Here is a 17177-nt window from a genome sequence, read left to right as displayed (position 1 = left end):
GGAGACGTACCTGTTGGGTCACTCGCCGGCCAAGGCGTCGGTCGGTGGGTTGTCGGTCCAGCGGAAGAACGCCGGGTCGGGGGTGCGGAACATCAGTGCGTCGAGCTCGCCGAGATGCTTGATCGGCGTCGAGAGGCCGGTCGCGTGCCCGACGGCGTACAGCTGGCCGTACTTGGACTGTCTGTCGACGCCGATCACCAGCGAGCCCTTGCCGCAAGTGGCCGCGACGAGCTGCTCGAACTCTCCCCAGCCGGTCGTCCGGACCTGCTTGACCACCGGCTTCAGCGGCGCCGTGGTCGGCAGGTGGATCGTGTAGAGGGCGCCACCGCGGAGGTTGGCGATGAAGGTGTCGTAGGTCGCGGTCCGGCTGATCAGCGCGATCGACCGGACTGCAGAGAACCCGGTTGCCGCCCCGGTCGGGGTCCACTTGCCGGTGCTGCTGATCGACCAGCGGCGGAGGGTGCCGTCTGTGCGCAGCGCATACGCCGTCTGCCGGGCCAGGGTCTGGCCGCGGTAGTAGTTCGACACCTCGAGGGCTGAATACGGGCCCCAGCCGCCGCCGAGTTTCGTGTACTTGGCGGGCAGGGCGGGATCCGGTGCGCCGTTCTTGAGGCCGTAGTGGTGGGTGTAGAGGGTGTCGCCGTGCACGAACCAGCCGTAGCGGGCTTCCTTGCCGCTCGCCTTCGGCCAGTTGTTGAAGGTGGTGCTGAGCCGCACCCAGCCGCTCGGGTAGGTGTGCGGTTGGTACGTGCTGGTGCCGATGACAGGCGGCGTCGTCGAGGTGATCGGAGTACGCACGTGGTACCCGCCCGCTGTCGCACTCCCCACGACGATCCGGCAGTTCGCGGCCGCGGTCGTGTTGGCCTCGACCGCCCGGGGCGGGGCGCCGATGCTTGCGGCCGCGGGGCCAGCCGCCAGGGAGCCGGTGGCCCCGACGGCCAGGCTGAGCATGGTGAGGACGGCTGGGAGGGTTCGCATACCTAGCTCGATGCTGAGTGTTGGCAGATGGTTGCCTTCAGCTCAGGTGGCGGACGCCTTCCCAGCCGGCGTCCTGGGAGACGTCGAGGGCCACCTTGCCGTCGGGCCAGCCGGTCACCGCCGCCTCGAGCTGGGCGGCCGCAGGCGTCGTACCGTCGACGTAGTAGTGCAGGATCCGATGGCCATCAGCGGTCTCATGGGCGAGCAGTCGCCCGGAGTCGCCGAGCCGGTCGCTCAGATGATCCTCGAAGTCGCGCAGGTGGCTGAGCGTCTCGTCCAGCGGGAGCCCGTCCTCGCGAGCCGCCTTGTACGGAACCGATACGGCCACATGCGTATCCAGATGCGGTAACTGCACCGACCGCAGCGGGACCATCGCCGTCGCGACCAGCCGGTGTCCAGCGGCCGTCGTACCCTCCATCAGCCGCCAGCTCGGCCCACCGTCTTCAGCCACATGATCTGCCGCGAACTGTGCAACAGCCGGCAGCAATTGGGCGATCGGTACTGCGTCCGCCGGGCGCTCGACCGCAGTCTCGATCGCGCCGACCCAGGTCTCGACCAGCTCCTCGCCGAGCACCAGGTCGAGCAGGAGGAACGTCACCCGCTTCTGCAGGTCTTCGGGAAGCTCGCTGAAGGCCGGGTGATGGACGCCGACGTGCAGTGCCGCCTCGCGGGTGTCGGCCTCGATCGTGACGAGCGCGGCGTCGATCTGTACCGGTGGCATGCCCTCGAATCGGATCGTCACGTCAGGCGCCGGGCGGCGCATATCGGCGTACTCCCAGGTCTGGTCCGACGGTGGTGCGGCCCGCAGCCAGCGGCGGGCGAAGGCGCGGGTACCGGGGTCGCCGGCGGCGGTCACCACGAGGACATGGGCGGCGTGCAGGCCGGGGCCGAGCTCCCAATCGAGGTTGCCGTGGATCCGCGAGACGCGGCGGGACAGCTCCTCGGCGGTCGAGCTCGGGTCCTGGTTGGCGACCGCAGTGGCCACCTCGGCCGCGCCGGTCGCGGTCCACCAGGCCCAGAACTCACCGATCGGGTCACCGGTCGCGGCCTTGCGCCGCCGGAACAAAGGCATGCCCGCATCCTCTCTCGCCCTCAGTCCAAGCGGAACCACGCCGTGTCGTACCGGGGTGTGGTGGCTGGGCCGGCGGCGGTCCAGGCCCTACCCTCGGAGCACGGACCACTCGGCGTACTGGTGTGGTTCTGGCCACACTCCTGGCGGGATTGAGCCGCACCATTAGGGACGGCCTGGTTCAGGCGCGTAGCCTGCTGACACCCCTGATTCATCGCGCGGCATGGGGCCGGGTGGGACGGGAAACGAGGAGGAACGCGAAGTGCTTCGGCGAGTCCTGCTGGGCGTGTCCCGCAGCCCCCAGATCAAGAAGGCCGTCTCGGCGATGCCGGTCTCCAGCGGCATCGTGGCCCGGTTCGTGGCCGGCGAGACCGCTCCGGAGGCCGTCCTGGCCACCGAGAAGCTGGTCAGCAACGGCCTCAACGTCACTCTCGACCACCTCGGCGAGGACGTCACCGACATCGCCGCCGCGACCGCGACGGCCGACGCCTACCTCACCCTGCTCAAGCAGCTGTCCGCCGCCGGCCTCACCGCCAACGCGGAGGTCTCGGTCAAGCTGTCCGCCGTCGGCCAGGCGCTGCCGGGTGACGGCGAGAAGATCGCGCTGGAGAACGCCCGGTCCATCTGCCACGCGGCCCGCAACGCCGGTACGACGGTGACGCTGGACATGGAGGACCACACCACCACGGACTCCACGCTGAGCATCCTGCGTGAGCTGCGCCAGGACTTCCCCGAGACGGGAGCCGTGCTGCAGGCGTACCTCCGTCGTACCGAAGCCGACTGCGTCGACCTCGCCCACGCCGGCTCGCGCGTCCGCCTCTGCAAGGGCGCCTACAAGGAGCCCGAGTCGGTCGCCTTCCAGGACAAGCGCTCCGTCGACAAGGCGTACGTCCGGGCCATGAAGGTCCTGATGAACGGCGCCGGCTACCCGATGATCGCCTCCCACGACCCCCGCCTGATCGCCATCGCCGGCTCCCTGGCTGACCGCGCCGGCCGCGAACGCGGCTCGTACGAGTACCAAATGCTCTTCGGCATCCGCCCCGAGGAGCAGCTCCGCCTAGCCCGCGACGGCCAAACCGTCCGCGTCTACATCCCCTACGGCGAAGACTGGTACGGCTACCTCGTCCGCCGCCTGGCCGAACGCCCCGCCAACCTCCAATTCTTCGCCCGCTCCCTCATCAGCAAAAAGTAACCACCACCCGGGTAACCCCACGCGCCCGCCGCATCCGCTCCTACGTCGCTCCTGCTCTGGGCGCTCCCACCCGCCCGGTGTTTTGCGCTGCGCGCGAAGGTGACCACTGAGGTGGCGGCCGTGATCGCGACCGCCTTGGAGTCCGACATGCCGTTGGACACGATCGCGCCGGCGCTGAAGACTGCTGACAGCGCGTTCTGGAAGTCCGAACTGGTCGAGTCCTCTGGGTCAAGCGCGAGGGTTCGTTGCCCTTTCGGCTGTCGGCCGGGGTGCTGGTTCGCCCGGCCGACGGGGCCTCCGCTGGTTAGTCGCTCGACGCGGTAGGGCCGCGCCCTACGAAAAGTCCGCGCTTCGCGAGAGCTTCTCGTTCTGACGGAGCTCGGTGAGTGCGTTTTCGTGCATGGCGACGACGGCGTCGTAGCCGAAGTTGCCGAGGACGATTCGCTGCGGTGGAACGGCTGCGTTCATCGCGCTGATCACGGCCTGCACCCCGCGGACGGGATCACCTGCCTGCTTGCCGTTCTGGTCGACGAACGCCGCCTTGATGCCCTCGATCATCGGTACGTAGGCGTCGACGGTCTCGTCGACGGGCGCGTCCTGGAAGCCGGCGAAGGCCTTGGTGCGGAACGCTCCCGGCTCCACGAGGAGCACGCGCACCCCGAACGGCTCGACCTCGTGACGTAGTGCCTCCGACAGTCCTTCGAGGGCGAATTTGGCCGCCGCGTAGTAGCCGAACCCTGGGGCACTGACCAGGCCTGCGACCGACGACATGTTCACGATCCAGCCGTCACCCCGCGCCCGCATCCCCGGCAGAACCGCCCGCACGACCTCGACCACTCCGAACAGGTTCAGGTCGAACGTACGGCGGATCACGTCGTCCCGGGCGCCCTCGACCGAACCGAACCAGCCTCGGCCGGCGTTGTTGACGAGCACGTCGATCCCGCCGAACCGCTGCTCCGCGGTCCTGACCGCCGCCTGCACCTGAGCCGCGTCGGTCACGTCCACCTCGACGACCAGCACCCGGTCGCCGTACTGGTCGGCCCACTCCTGCAGTTCGGCCGGTCGCCGTGCGGTCACGGCCACTTGATCGCCCAGTTCCAGCGCGGCCTCGGCATACGTCAGGCCGAACCCGCCAGGCGTTGCACCAGTAATGAACCAAGTCCTCATGGACTTTCTCCTTTTGCTATACGTGTCATGTGTCGCTGTTGATGGATGGTTGAGAGCACGCACGAGGGGGTCGGCTCAGTGCGCTCCGACCAGCGCGTTCTGCGCTGCGGAGAGGATGACCTCTGAGACGGCCTCTGCCTGGGTGGCATGCACCGCGTGGCTGCCTGGGACCGTGGTGATTGTTGCGCCGGCGCGCTGGGCCATGTGCCGGAGCATCGCCTGGTCGAATGCCTTGTCCTCTGTGGCGATGACCGCCTTGAACTGCTCGCGGTTGAGGAAGCCGAATCCGTCGTCGCCCACGTCGATGACGAACTCGGGCGTTGGGGCGAATCCCTCGTACTGTTGCGCGGTGGTCTCGCCGGCGTCGGGTACAAGCGCGGCGACATAGACCAGCCCAGCGACCTTGTCGTGGGTCCCGGCTTGCGTGATGACGGTGCCGCCCCATGAGTGGCCGACGAGGACGGCCGGACCATCCTGCTGGTCCAGGACCCGGGTTGTGGCCGCGACGTCATCCTCGAGCGAGGTGAGCGGGATCTGGACGATCGTCACCCGGTGACCCCGGCTGGTGAGGTTGTCGTACACGCCGCGCCAGCCTGAACCGTCGGCGAATGCGCCGTGCACAAGCACGACGTTTTTCACCGCTCCGTCAGTACTGAGTTCTGCGTTGTCGTCGGACATCATTGATCCTTCCCGGTAGTGATGGCTCGAGCGCTGGGCGAGGGGTCAGCCGAGGACGATGTCGAGCCGGTCGATGTGCTCACCCTGGAGCGTGAATCGGTAGTCGAGGTCTGCCTTGCCGCCGGGGAAGTCGCCCTCGAGGTGCTGGCTGGCCACCCAGATCTCGCCGTCGCGGGCGACTTTGGTGATCTCGGTGGTGACGGTGAACTCGGCTCCGGCCTCGGTGATGAAGCGGCGCAGCTCTCTGTCGCCGCTGAAGGACTCCCCGACGTCGGCGATCACGGCCTGCGGGGTGAGAAGGGCGAGGGCGGTGTCGGGATCGCGGGCTTCCTGGGCCTTCAGGAAGGCGCGGATCGTGGTGGGCAACTGTTCGGTGTGCTTGTTGGTATCCATGTCTGGAGCGTGCTGGCTCGCGCCGCGCGAGAGTCAAGAACTGGACTCTCCCCCAGGGAGAGAGTCCAGACTGCTGCCATGTTGGCGATTGGTGAGTTCTCACAGATGACACACCTCAGCGTCCGTACGTTGCGGCGCTACCACGAGGTGGGATTGCTGGAGCCGGAGGTGGTGGACCCCTTCACCGGCTACCGGTACTACTCGGGTGCCCAGATCCCGGTCGCGCAGGTCATCCACCGGCTGCGTGAGCTCGACGTTCCACTCTCCGACGTTCAGCGCATCTTGCGCTCGCCCGACCCGGACCAGCGAGCTGCGCTGGTTGCTCAGCACGTCGAGCGTTTGGAGTCCGAGCTGGCCCGCACCCGCGCGGCGGTTGTTTCTTTACGACGTCTGCTGTCCCCGGAGCCGGCGCCGCTGCAGGTGGAGCTGCGCGCGGAGCCCGCTGTGACGGTGGCGGCGGTCGAGGACGAGGTCGGCGAAGACGACGTTCCGGCTTGGTACGCCGGGGCGATGGCCGAGCTCGACGCCGTACTCGGCCCGCCGGCGGGCGACGGACCGCCCGGCGGTCTCTACGACAACGCGCTCTTCGAGCACGGCCGAGGGCACCTGCTGCTCTACCGGCCCGCCGCAGAGCCCCCCACCCGCGGGCGCGTCCACCCCTTCACCCTGCCCGCCGCCGAACTGGTGGTCACTACCCACCAAGGTGAACACGAGGGCATCGACGTCACCTACGGCGAACTCGGCTCCTGGGTCGTGGACAACGCGCTCACCGTTGCCGGACCGGTGCGGGAACGCTACCTGGTCGGCCCGCGCGACACCGACGACAGCGCCGCTTGGCGCACCGAGATCGGATGGCCCGTGTTCCGCCTGGCCAACAATCCCTGACCTACCCGGCGCGGCCGAGCACCGGGGCTCGAACGAACCCACAACCCACCGAAGAGGCGGCATGCTCATGGGCGCGATGGATGAAATGATCAACCTGAACCTCGTGGCAAAACTGCACGGCATCTTCGACGCCTCCCACCTCCCCTCGACGCGTCGCCACCCCGAGTGGCCAGCGCTGAAGAAGAGTGGCCGCGCACTGCAAAACAGGCCCCTGCGTGCGCGCGTGGACACCGTCCGCGACGCGATCATCGAAGACGTCGAACACGACTTCGACCTGCTCACGGACGTCGTCGATAGGAGCCTGCAACAGGACCGCTTCAAAGGCTGGATGATCTGGCCTGTCACCGAGGCCGTGGCACAACTGGCCGTGGACGCCGCCGCTGCAGGAACCGATCAAGCGGCTCCCGGAGCATTCGAGGCGGGCCTGGAACTGATGCGGAGACTGACAAGCCGGCTCAGCGCAGAGTTCGCACTCCGAATCTTCCTCAACGCCGACGCTGCCCGCACGATCGACGTCGTCACCAGCTGGTGCTCCGACCCGGACGAACACGTACGACGTCTGGCCAGCGAGGGCACCCGAAGCTACCTGCCCTGGGCCAGACAGGTCACCGAGCTCCATCTTCATCCAACGCTCACGGTGCCGATCATCGACGCGCTCTACCGCGACGACAGCACCTACGTGCGCCGCTCAGTCGCGAACCACCTCAATGACCTGTCCAGGCGTCATCCAGAACTGGCCGTCGAGATCGGCAAGCGGTGGCTTGCAGCACCGGACCCCAACACCGAAGCGCTGGTCAAGAAAGCGTTCCGCACCCTCATCAAAGCCGGCGACCCGGGAGCCCTCACCGCGATGGGTTTCGATGGAGACGCCGAGGTGACAGGGCCGCTGCTTGACCGACGATCGCTACGAGTCGGCGAAGACCTCGAGGTTCGAGCGATCCTGACCAACACAGGCTCAGCGCGGACCCGCCTCGCCGTCGATTTCGTCGTCAACTACCGCAAGGCCCGCGGCCAGACAGCCCCCAAGGTCTTCAAGATGGCGACCGTGAACCTTGACCCCGGCGAAACCACGGAGTTGGCGAAACGCCGGTCCTTCGCCCTCACCACCACGCGCGCGCTGTATCCCGGAGCGCACAGCATCGAGTTGCAGGTGAACGGGCGGCGACATGGCGCCGCCGAATTCGAGCTACTCGGGTAATCGCGCGTCACTCAAAGGGCGGAGCATCAACCGTGAGGAGGTCAACGATGGCCGGACACGACCTCGCGTGGTGGAAGTGGTCGACGCAAGCGGACATCCACCCCAGAACTCCGAAGAGACAGCCGCCCAGCACTACGAGGACGAAGGCATCCCCTTTCACCGCGCGGGCGAGCGAGTGACCGTCAATCTCAGTGAATCTCGCTGGCAGATCCGGTAGAACCTGCACTTCACGGCCGAGGGAGGGTTCCTTCGCGGAGGGTGGTGAAGAGGGTGGTTAGGCGGGTGCGGTGGCTGGAGTTGATGTCTGTGGCCGGGAGGTCGGCGATGCGTTGGCGGGCTGTTTCGAGGAGGACTGTGGTGTAGCCGGCGATGAAGAAGGCGGCCAGTAGTACCGGGTCGCCTTTGAAGGTCGCGTCGGCAGACAAAGCGTCGGTGAGGGTTTGTTGGAGGTCGGCGGACAGTTCTCGGGCTCGGGCGATCAGGGCGGGGGAGCCGGCGACTGTGCGGAAGAACGAGACGGAGCGGTCGTTCAGGCCGGACAGTGGGTGGGTCTCGTCGGCCAATTGGAAGGTCAGATCGCGGAGGGAGTCCAGTACGTCGACCCCGGCGACGACGGCCGCGCGGAGGAAGTCGTGGGCGTCGTCTACGCGGTCCAGGAAGAGGTCTTCCTTGCGGGGGAAGTGGTTGAAGACGGTGACGCTGGAGACGCCGGCTTCGCGGGCTATCTCGGCGACGGTGACCGGGTCGTAGCCGCGTTCCAGGAACAGGGTGGTCGCTACGGACAGGATCCGCGCTCGGGTCTGGGGGCCGCCGCGTGCACTTGTCCGGGGCATGAAACCTCACTCCCTTGTGTGACTAAATTTAGTGACCTAAGCTAGTCGCATGTCAGCTCAACAGTCCACCGCCATTGTCGTCCGCGAGCCTCGGTCGTTACGGGAGGCCTGGGTGGCCCTGGCGGGGCTCGCCGCGGTGTTTCTCTTCGAGATGCTCGACAACTCGATCCTGAACGTCGCGCTGCCGACCATCGGCCGCGAGCTGCACGCCTCGACCACAAGCCTGCAGTGGGCGACAGGGGCATACGCGGTGGTATTCGGCGGTCTGATGCTCGCGGCCGGCGCGATCGCCGACCGGTTCGGCAGGCGGCGGATCATGCTGATCGGGCTGGTCCTGCTCGGCCTCGCGAGCCTGGCCACCGCGTTCGTCACCACGGCAGAGCAGTTGATTGCGGTGAGGGTCGCGATGGGCGTCGCGGCCGCGATGACTACGCCCGGGTCGATGGCACTTGCCTTCAGGTTGTTCGGCGACGACGGGCTCCGGCTTCGCGCGCTCAACCTGATCTCGACGGTAGGCATGGTCGGACTCGCGGTCGGGCCGACCACTGGCGGCTTCGTGCTGGCCATCGCGCCCTGGCAGGTCCTCCTGCTGGTGAACGTTCCGATCGCAGTGCTCGCGATCATCGGCATCCGGACCGGTATCGCCGCCGACGACCCGCTCGAGCTCCACCGCGATCCGCTGGACGTCACGGGTGCGCTGCTCGGTACGGCGACGATCGTGCTCGCCCTCGTCGCGCCGACGCTCTTCGTCAACCAGGGCGCCAAATCCTGGATCCCCTGGACCACAACGGCAGCAGCTGCCGTAAGCGCCATCGCGTACTACCTCCGCGAACGCTCTGCGCGCTACCCACTGCTCGACCCGAAGCTCGTCGCCCGCCCACTGGTCTCGAGCGGTCTGGCGTTCAAGGCAGCGTCAGCGCTGGCGGTCGCCGGCCTCAGCTACCTGGTGACGCTGCAACTGCAGCTCGACTGGGGGTGGTCACCGGCGCTGGCAGCGATCGGTATGTTGCCGCAGGTCATCGTGTTGCTGGCAGGCAGCGCGTTCGTCAACCCATTCGTCAAGCTGGTCGGTCTCGACTGGGCCGCCCGCCTCAGCGCCACAGCAGTTGTCGCCGGGCTCGCCGTCTACGCGCTGCTCGGCAGGTACGGCTACCCCTGGATCGCCGCAGCGCTCGTGCTGGTAGCAGCAGGTATGCGAGTGGTCGGCCTGGTCGCCGGTACCAACGTCCTCCGCGGCCTCCCAGAGAACCGCACCACGATCGGCGCGGCCCTGGTCGATACTGCCGGTGAGGTCACCTCCGGTGCCGGTATCGCCATCACCGGCACCATCCTGGCCGCACTGTTCACCGGCAGCATCGCCACCTCGCACTGGACCTCCGATCAGACCAGCCAGTTCCGCGAGGCGGTGATGGTCGCGGGTCTCACCATCACCGCCGTCGCGGCCGCACTAGTTGCCTGGGGCATCCTCCGGTCGAGGAAGGTCAGCTAAGAAGTGGCTGCCTTGAACGCGCTGATCCCGCCCACGACCGGCAAATTGAACGAGCTGCCGTGCAGGTTGAGCGTCAGCTTGGTCCCCGCCGGCGGCCGGATCGTGAACTCCTGGTCGCTGGACAGCACCATCAGCCCCAACCGGTTGCCCGCCGGTACGACGACATCCTTCGGCTGCAGGTCGACGTCGACCCGATCGGTGGCGCCGATCCGGATCGGCGTCTCGACCCAGTCCGAATCACGGTTGGCCGGATCGCGCCAGCCGCGAGTGAGGATGGTGGCCGCGCCGCTGGGGGCGTAGCTGACCAGCGCGACGGACAGATTCGCCCGGGGCGCGTCGAAGGCGACCTTGAGTGACACAGTCGGCGTACCACTGATCCGGATCGGCTTGGTCAGCGCGCCGGTCTCGTAGATCAGCCGCTCCGGAGACGCAGCCGCGTTGGCCGAAGCGGTCGCCGAGATCGAGACGTTGTCCACGAGAGTCTCGCGGGTGCTGCCGTCCTTGCCGACGGTGAGGCCGCCCCGGGCGTTGCCACCCGGCGTGAACCGGAGATCGACCCCGCCGGTGGCCGGATCGGGCCATTCGGCGTACGGGGTGGGGTTGGAGGTGTTGCAGACCAGGTTGACGACGGTGCCGCCGGCAACCTTCTGGCCGGCGCCGGTCGCGACGGCCGAGGTCAGTGTCAGGTGGGTGCTGTCAGGGATGTTGGTGATCAGCCGGGTGGTGTTCGTGATCGTCCCGTTGGCGTTGGTCTGCGGAACGGTCAGCGTGAACCCGATCCGGAACGCGCTGGTGGCCGCAACGGTCAACGTGGCGGTGTTCGCCTGGTCGCCGGTCACCGTGCTCTGCCGGGCCGGGCAAGCCGCAGGCTCGCGGACGACCCACGAGCGAGGCAGCTGCTCGACACCGTTCTGTACGCCGTACAGGTACCGCGTGAACCAGTAGTTGATCAGCACGTCCGGCGGCGCGCCACCGTGGCCGCCCTGGTGGAAGTAGAACATGTGCGGCACGCCCTGCTTCTTCAAGGCGTCGTAGAACTGGGCCGCGTTCTTCGTCATCACGTTGAAGTCGTTGTTGCCGTGCGCAACCAATGCGGCGGCGTGCACGTTCTGCACGTCCTTCATGTAGTTGCGTTCCTGCCAGAAGGCGCTGCGGTCGCCGGTCGCCCGGTCCTGGTTGGCCTTCAGCTCGTCGAGCACCGGCTGGCAGATCGTCCGCTGGGTGGTCTCGTCCAGCCGCGAGTACACCGCGTCGGCCAGGACGTCGAGGTCCTCGCCCTGGAACGTACCGGGCGCCCGGACCATGCCGTTGGCGCGGTAGTAGTCGTACCAGTCGGAGATCGCCGAGATCGGCACGATCGCCTCCAGACCCTGTACGCCGGTGGTCGCAACCGCCTCAGGAATCGTCCCGTTGTACGACGTCCCCATCATCGCGACCTTGCCGGTCGTCCACGAAGCGACCGCGGGCGTGTCACCGTCCCGAGTCGTGTACGCCGGTACGCGACCGTTCAGCCAGTCGATCACCGCCTTGCCGGCCAGCGTCTCGTTGCTACCGCCCGAGGTCGCGCAACCGTCCGAGTGCCCGGTCCCCGGCGACTCGGCGTGGACGACCGCGAACCCGCGCGGCACCCAGCGGGACTCGTAGATGGTGCTGATCACCGGGCTGGTCTCACGCCCGGCCTGGAACGGGGTGGCGATCCGCGATGCCGGCGGCTGGCCGAGCGGGTGGTCGACTCCCCAGTTCGCCGCGTCGTTGAGGCCGGCGTAGTACGGGCTGTCCTCGAAGATGACCGGCACCTTCAGGCCGTCGGTCAGCACCTCGCCGGGTGCGGTGAAGTCGGCGTGGATCCGGTCGGGGCGGCCGTCCCGGTCGGAGTCGAAGGTCGTCTGCACCCAGACCTCGCCGCTGTACCAGTCGGCCGGGTTGGTCGAGAACACATCCTGGGCCAAGCCGTTCACGAAAGTTGGTGTCACACCCTGCGCCTGCGCCTGCGCAGCCACCGGCGCAGTGGCGAGCAATGCCCCCGCCACCAGGGCGGCCGCCGCCGCGGCGCCGGTCACCCCACGAACACGTCGTCTCATTCGGTCCACCTCACGTTGTCGTCGGCCCCCGAACCTGTTGGCTGCATCATCCGGTGCCGTCCGGGGCCCGGCAATTAATTAACGGCCGCGGACCGAGCGCAAGGGAATTCCTTCGAAGCCGGACGAGAGTGGCCAGGAGGTGACTGGAGAGGCTGAGCGGGGTGGCTAGGGTGGCTGTCTTCCGAACTGGGGAGGCTGAGTGCAGGGTCGGGCGCCGGAGCCGGGCGGAGTGCGGACCGTCGACGAGCTCGGGGCGCGGTTGCGGGCCCTGCAGGTCTGGTCGGGGCTGTCCTACCGGGAGATCCATCGGCGGCTGGTGCGGTCGCGGCAGGAGCGCGGGATCGCTGAGCTGCCGGCGTTCAACACGACGTACCGGTGCCTGTCGCCCGGGCGGACCCGGCTCGACGTCGAGCTGGTGGTCGACATCGCGCGGGCGATCCTGGGCGACGAGTCGCGGGCGGCCGAGTGGCGGCAGGCGCATCAGGTGGTCTCCGGGCTGGCCGCGGAGGCCTCGGTCGTGCAGGTCGGCGGCCGAGTGGAGTCCGACGGCGACGCCTTCGTCGGGCGGTCCTCGACGGTCGCAGCTGCGGCGGAGGCGCTGCGGACGCACCGGCTGATCTGCATCGACGGGATGCCCGGAGCCGGCAAGACCACGCTCGCGACCCGGGTCGCCGGGCAGGTCCGAGACGTTGAGCTCGAGTTCTTCGTCAATCTGCGCGGGTTCGACCCGGCACGGCCGCCCGCCGACCCTGCGGCGGTACTGGACGGTTTCCTGCGGCGGCTCGGTGTATCGGGAAGCCGCATCCACGGGCTGGACCTCTCGGCTCGATCGGCGCTGTTCAACCAGTTGCTGGACGGGCGGCGGGCGGTGGTACTGCTCGACAACGCGGCCTCCGACGACCAGGTGCAGCCGCTCACCGCGCCCAACGCGCTCACCCTCGTCACCAGTCGACGGCGCTTGAAGGCTCACCGCATCGGGCTGGAGGTGTTCGAGCCGGCTGAATCGGCCGTACTGATCCGGCGGGCGGCCGGAGACAAGGTCGATCGCGAGCCGGCGGCGGCCACCCGGATCGCGGAGCTCGTCGGCCATCTCCCGCTCGCCCTCGCGGTGCTCGCCGGCCGCATCAAGGCGCAGCCCGAGTGGACTCTCGGCGACCACCTCGAGCGATTGCAGGAGCACACGGCAAGGCTCAGGCTCGACAACGGCGTCGCGGCCTCGCTCTCCCTTTCCTACCAGGCGTTGCCACCGGCCGCTCGTCGCATGCTCCGGCTGCTGGCGCTGCATCCCGGCCGGGACTTCGACGCGTACGCCGGTGCGGCGCTGGCCGGCGCGCCCATCGACCAAGCACGCGAGGAGTTGGCCCGGCTGGTCCGGTCGAACCTCCTGGAGGAGCACGGATCCGGGCGTTACGAGTTGCATGACCTGATCCGCTTGCTGGCCTCCGATCAGGCGCGAGACGAGGATCCTGCGTCGGTACGCCGGACCGCCATCGACGGCCTCTTCGACTACTACCGCAAAGCAGTGGCCACCGCCGCCACGGTGTACGCGCCCCAGGACCAGGCGCGGATCGAGATGACCCAGCAACCGGGCCTGTCCGAGCTGCAGTTCGCCGACCGTGAAGAGGCGCGCAACTGGCTGGAGGCCGAGCGCTCCAACCTGATCGCCACGGCTCTGTATGCCGCCGACCACGACCGCCCCGAGTACGCGACCGGTATCTCGGCCATGCTCATGTACTACCTCGGCACCGCGAGCCTGTTCAGCGGCGCGGAGATCCTCCACCTCACCGCCATCCGCTGCGCCGAGTCCGACCAGGTGCGGGGCCGGTCGTACAACAGCCTCGGCGCGCTCTACTGGCGTCTCGGCCGGTACGCCGACGGCCGCGCCGCCTATCAACAGGCGCTGGACTACGCCCGGCTCGCGGGCAACCGGGTCGGTGAGGCGAGCGGCTTGTCGAATGTTGCCCTAGGCCACTATCGACTCGGCGACTACGAGCAGGCGATCACCAGTCAGCGCGAGGCCTTCGCGCTGTTCGAAGCCGAGGGCAACCTGAGCGGGATGACGACGACGCTGGCTGGTGAAGGCTGGCCGCAGCTACGGCTCGGCCGGCCCGAGATCGCGCTGGAGTTGTTCGAGCAAGGGCTTGCGGTCAGCCGGAAGCTGGGCACGGACACGTTCGAGGAGGCGTTCGCCCTCAACAACGTGGCGGCGGCGCACGAGGCTCTCGGCCGGCTGGACGAGGCGCGGCAGGGGTTCGAGCAGGCGCTGGAGCTGTCCCGCCGGATCGCCTTCGTCAACTGCGAGAGCGACTGCCTGAACTGCCTCGGCCGGCTGCACCTGGCAGCCGGTCGCGTCGGCGAAGCGATCGAGTTCCATGAACAGGCGCTGGATCTGGCCGTCCGGCAGGGCAGCAGGCCGTTCACGATCGAGGTCCGCAACGACTACGGCCACGCCCTGACCGCAGCCGGCCGGGTAGCCGAGGCGGTCGAACAACACCGCACGGCGCTGGAGGACGCCGAACGCATCGAAGACCGCCACGAACTACGCCGTGCCGAGGCCGCTCTGGCCGCGATCGGCTAGCAGGGCGACCCGTACTCCGTGCCGATCCAGGCACTCCAGATGGACGGGTTGCGGGTCACGCCGTCCTTCTCCTCGTACAGCATGAAGCGGACGCACTTGCCTTCGATGTGGTCGTAGTCGCAGTAGTTCCAGCCTTCGGCGGCGGGCCTGGCCTGGCAGTACCGGTCCTTGCCGTAGTTGGTCTGGCTGTGCACGATGGCCGCCCAGCCGTTGGCGTCGCGATCCTCGATCCACTGCTTGTCGCCGACCCACTGGAAGCAGGTGGCCGCGTACTCGGTGATCAGGCCGCCGGCACAGGTGCCCGCCGGCGGTGGTGCGCCGGTCGTCGTGGCCGATGCGGCGCTCATCCCGCCGGCCAGCAGGACGACGGCCCCGGCGAGCACTGCGGACGTACGGCGGAAGGTGCTGAGACCCCAGCCGGTGTCGGAACCGGGGCGGGTGCGTGCTGCGGTGCGGGGCATGCGGAGGTCCTTTCGGCGGGGCGGTGGCCGAAGGAGCATGCAACCCGGTGACCGACCGGGTCGCGGAATTCGAACGAAGTCGAACAGCGGCGGCGCTAACCTGAGCGCATGAGTAGCGACGGTCAGGTGGCCATTCTCGGCGCCGGTGTGATGGGTGAGACGTTGTTGTCCGGGCTGCTGCGCGCCGGACGGCGACCGGGCGAGCTGCTGATCACCGAGCGGCGTGCGGAGCGTGCGACCGAGCTGCGCGAGCGGTACGGCGTGGACGTGGTGACGAACGTGGAGGCCGCGGCCAAGGCGGACACGCTGGTCCTGGTGGTCAAGCCGCAGGACATGCCCGACCTGCTCGCGGAGATCGCTCCGGCGATCCGGTCATCGCAGACGGTCGTTTCGCTGGCGGCCGGTATCACCACCACCTTCATCGAGTCCCGGCTGCCGGAGGGCGTCGCCGTCGTCCGCGTGATGCCGAACACGCCGGCCCTGGTCGACGAGGGGATGGCGGCGATCTCCCGGGGCGCGCACTGCGACGAGAGCCACCTGGTGCTCGCCGAGGGACTGCTGGCCGCGACCGGGCGAGTCATCCGGGTTCCCGAGAAGCAGCAGGACGCGGTGACGGCGATCTCGGGGTCCGGTCCGGCGTACATCTTCTTCGTGGTCGAGTCGATGATCGAAGCGGGCGTGCACATGGGCCTGCCGCGCTCGACCGCCACGGACCTGGTCGTCCAGACCCTCTTCGGCTCGGCCAAGCTGCTCCGCGAAACCGGCGAGCATCCGACCGTACTGCGAGAGCGCGTCACCTCCCCGGGTGGCACGACAGCCGCCGCGGTCCGCGAACTCGAAGACCACAAGGTCCGAGCCGCCTTCCTCTCCGCCATCGAAGCCGCCCGCAACCGTTCCCGGGACCTTGCCGCCGAGTAGCCCGGGCGAGCCGAACCGCAAGGCGCCCGCCCGCGTCACCCCAGCTCCGATGGAGGCAGTACCGCCACTGCCCTGGTCGCCCCGGCTGGAACACCATCTGTACCGCGAGCCGTTCTGGCTGATCTTCGTGTTCGGCGTCGTGCTGACCGTGATCGACCTGACCAGGACGGAGGATCCTGGCTGGCGGCAGTGGGTCTCCGGCCCGGTCGCATTGTTCCTGCTGTGGGGCGCGCTCGCCGTCGTGACCGACCGGCTGACGGTACGGACCGACGAGCTGGTGCTCCGGGGCCCGGTGCTGCGCCGCCGGTACAGCTGGAAGGCGGTCGACGGCGTCCGGCGGCGCGGCGAGAAGAAGGTGATCGTCGACCTGGGACACCGGGGCACCCGGACCTTCAAGTACGACGGCAAAGGCGGCCGTCCGGACGCCGACCAGGTGGCCGCGGTGGTCGAGCGACTGCGGAGTTACAACACCTCGGCGTTGACCAGTTACCGGGTGTCGTTATCCTGGGGCGCCGTGGTCTTTCTGCCTGCGGTTGTGGCGGTCGCCGCCGCGACCGCCTGGGCGTTGATCAAGGGGTAAGTCGATGTCGGATCAGCTAATCCACGCTGAGGGGTCTAGGGTCCCGCCCATGGGAAATCGTTCGAGCGGCACCGATGACGCTGCCGCGCGCCCTGTAACCAGCCCTGTTACCAGCCCCGAAGAAGCCGCGCTGCCAGCGTTGCCGTGGCGGGTGCCGCTGGATCCGGCTCCGTGGTGGGCCTGGGCGCTGTTCGTGGTGCCATTCGTTGCCGTTCCGGCGCTGAACTCCTGGCTGTGGATGGGGGCCCGGGACTTCCTCGCCGTCGGCCTCTTCACCATCATCGGCGCCTCCGTCGTCCGGGTCGCCGGTGGGGTCGTGCTGTACAGGGTCGAGATCACCGCCACCGCCCTGAAGGCCCGCACCAGCCTGCTCGTCCGCAGCCTCGCCTGGCAGGACGTCGACGACATCGAGATCGTCGACGACTCCGTCGTGCTGACCAGCGGCAAGGACGAGAACGAGATCAACGGCATCGCCAAGGGCCAGACCCTCAACTCCGCCGCCGTCATGCAGGCAGCCCGCGCCGCAGCCGACAACCAGCCGGTACGCCGCTCCCGCCCGCGCCCCGGCATCGGCGTCGTCTTCGTCCTGGCATACCTCGTGCTGGCGGTCGGCGCCTTCCTCCTCCGCTGGCACCTGCTCTAACCTCGCCCCACCGCTGTCCACCTGCTCCGGCGCT

At 68.5% G+C, this 17177-nt stretch carries 16 protein-coding genes; 8 read left to right on the top strand and 8 right to left on the bottom strand.

The features are described 5' to 3' along the window. Positions 1 to 18: 18 nt before the first annotated feature. The gene (locus tag ABD768_RS12860; protein ID WP_344840525.1) at positions 19 to 978 is read right to left on the bottom strand and encodes a hypothetical protein; all 960 of its coding nucleotides are present in this window, start codon (positions 976 to 978) and stop codon (positions 19 to 21) included. 37 nt (positions 979 to 1015) lie between these two features. Then, positions 1016 to 2050 carry a DUF695 domain-containing protein gene (locus ABD768_RS12855; protein WP_344840523.1) on the bottom strand — a complete coding sequence of 345 codons (1035 nt, stop codon included), beginning with the start codon at positions 2048 to 2050 and terminating at the stop codon, positions 1016 to 1018. 259 nt (positions 2051 to 2309) lie between these two features. Between ABD768_RS12855 and ABD768_RS12850 the strand changes: the two genes are divergently transcribed. Then, a complete protein-coding gene (locus ABD768_RS12850; RefSeq protein ID WP_343975601.1) occupies positions 2310 to 3239 on the top strand; it encodes a proline dehydrogenase family protein in 930 nt (309 codons plus the stop codon). Positions 3240 to 3572: 333 nt separating this feature from the next. Here the strand turns inward: ABD768_RS12850 and ABD768_RS12845 are convergent, their stop codons facing one another. From ABD768_RS12845 to ABD768_RS12835, 3 genes are all read right to left on the bottom strand, one after another. Beyond that, the gene (locus ABD768_RS12845) at positions 3573 to 4406 is read right to left on the bottom strand and encodes an SDR family NAD(P)-dependent oxidoreductase (protein WP_344840522.1); all 834 of its coding nucleotides are present in this window, start codon (positions 4404 to 4406) and stop codon (positions 3573 to 3575) included. Positions 4407 to 4481: 75 nt separating this feature from the next. Next, on the bottom strand, positions 4482 to 5084 hold the full coding sequence (locus ABD768_RS12840; RefSeq protein ID WP_344840520.1) for an alpha/beta fold hydrolase: 603 nt from the start codon (positions 5082 to 5084) through the stop codon (positions 4482 to 4484). 45 nt (positions 5085 to 5129) lie between these two features. Then, complete coding sequence (locus ABD768_RS12835) at positions 5130 to 5477, bottom strand: nuclear transport factor 2 family protein (protein ID WP_344840518.1); 348 nt, start codon at positions 5475 to 5477, stop codon at positions 5130 to 5132. 78 nt (positions 5478 to 5555) lie between these two features. Between ABD768_RS12835 and ABD768_RS12830 the strand changes: the two genes are divergently transcribed. Beyond that, a complete protein-coding gene (locus tag ABD768_RS12830; protein ID WP_343975616.1) occupies positions 5556 to 6362 on the top strand; it encodes a MerR family transcriptional regulator in 807 nt (268 codons plus the stop codon). Positions 6363 to 6423: 61 nt separating this feature from the next. Then, positions 6424 to 7560, top strand: a complete 1137-nt coding sequence (locus tag ABD768_RS12825) for a DNA alkylation repair protein (protein ID WP_344840516.1) — start codon at positions 6424 to 6426, stop codon at positions 7558 to 7560. A 227-nt stretch (positions 7561 to 7787) separates the two neighbouring features. On the opposite strand, the gene ABD768_RS12820 is transcribed toward ABD768_RS12825, so the two are convergent. Continuing rightward, a complete protein-coding gene (locus ABD768_RS12820) occupies positions 7788 to 8393 on the bottom strand; it encodes a TetR/AcrR family transcriptional regulator (RefSeq protein WP_344840514.1) in 606 nt (201 codons plus the stop codon). 49 nt (positions 8394 to 8442) lie between these two features. Here ABD768_RS12820 and ABD768_RS12815 point away from each other — a divergent pair, with 49 nt between their 5' ends. Further along, entirely contained in the window at positions 8443 to 9882 is a 1440-nt protein-coding gene (locus ABD768_RS12815; protein ID WP_344840512.1) for an MFS transporter, read from the top strand. Here ABD768_RS12815 and ABD768_RS12810 read toward each other — a convergent pair. Continuing rightward, the gene (locus ABD768_RS12810; protein WP_344840510.1) at positions 9879 to 11963 is read right to left on the bottom strand and encodes a Xaa-Pro dipeptidyl-peptidase; all 2085 of its coding nucleotides are present in this window, start codon (positions 11961 to 11963) and stop codon (positions 9879 to 9881) included. The genes ABD768_RS12815 and ABD768_RS12810 overlap by 4 nt on opposite strands. A gap of 199 nt (positions 11964 to 12162) precedes the next feature. On the opposite strand from ABD768_RS12810, the gene ABD768_RS12805 reads away from it, so the two are divergent. Further along, positions 12163 to 14541, top strand: a complete 2379-nt coding sequence (locus ABD768_RS12805) for a tetratricopeptide repeat protein (protein ID WP_344840508.1) — start codon at positions 12163 to 12165, stop codon at positions 14539 to 14541. On the opposite strand, the gene ABD768_RS12800 is transcribed toward ABD768_RS12805, so the two are convergent. Continuing rightward, complete coding sequence (locus ABD768_RS12800; RefSeq protein WP_343975637.1) at positions 14538 to 15002, bottom strand: hypothetical protein; 465 nt, start codon at positions 15000 to 15002, stop codon at positions 14538 to 14540. The two genes, ABD768_RS12805 and ABD768_RS12800, sit on opposite strands and share 4 nt — an antisense overlap. 108 nt (positions 15003 to 15110) lie before the next feature. On the opposite strand from ABD768_RS12800, the gene proC reads away from it, so the two are divergent. Genes proC through ABD768_RS12785 form a run of 3 tightly spaced genes read left to right on the top strand, consistent with a single transcriptional unit; the run spans position 15111 to position 17143 of the window. Further along, positions 15111 to 15920 (top strand): pyrroline-5-carboxylate reductase, encoded by an 810-nt coding sequence (gene proC, locus ABD768_RS12795; RefSeq protein WP_343975640.1) that lies wholly within the window; start codon positions 15111 to 15113, stop codon positions 15918 to 15920. Positions 15921 to 15969: 49 nt separating this feature from the next. Further along, the gene (locus ABD768_RS12790; protein WP_344840506.1) at positions 15970 to 16500 is read left to right on the top strand and encodes a hypothetical protein; all 531 of its coding nucleotides are present in this window, start codon (positions 15970 to 15972) and stop codon (positions 16498 to 16500) included. 49 nt (positions 16501 to 16549) lie between these two features. After that, a complete protein-coding gene (locus ABD768_RS12785) occupies positions 16550 to 17143 on the top strand; it encodes a hypothetical protein (RefSeq protein WP_343975646.1) in 594 nt (197 codons plus the stop codon). Positions 17144 to 17177 lie beyond the last annotated feature (34 nt).

The sequence above is a fragment of the Kribbella ginsengisoli genome (genome assembly GCF_039537185.1).
Taxonomy (GTDB): domain Bacteria; phylum Actinomycetota; class Actinomycetes; order Propionibacteriales; family Kribbellaceae; genus Kribbella; species Kribbella koreensis.
This window is presented reverse-complemented; position numbering and strand designations above follow the sequence as displayed.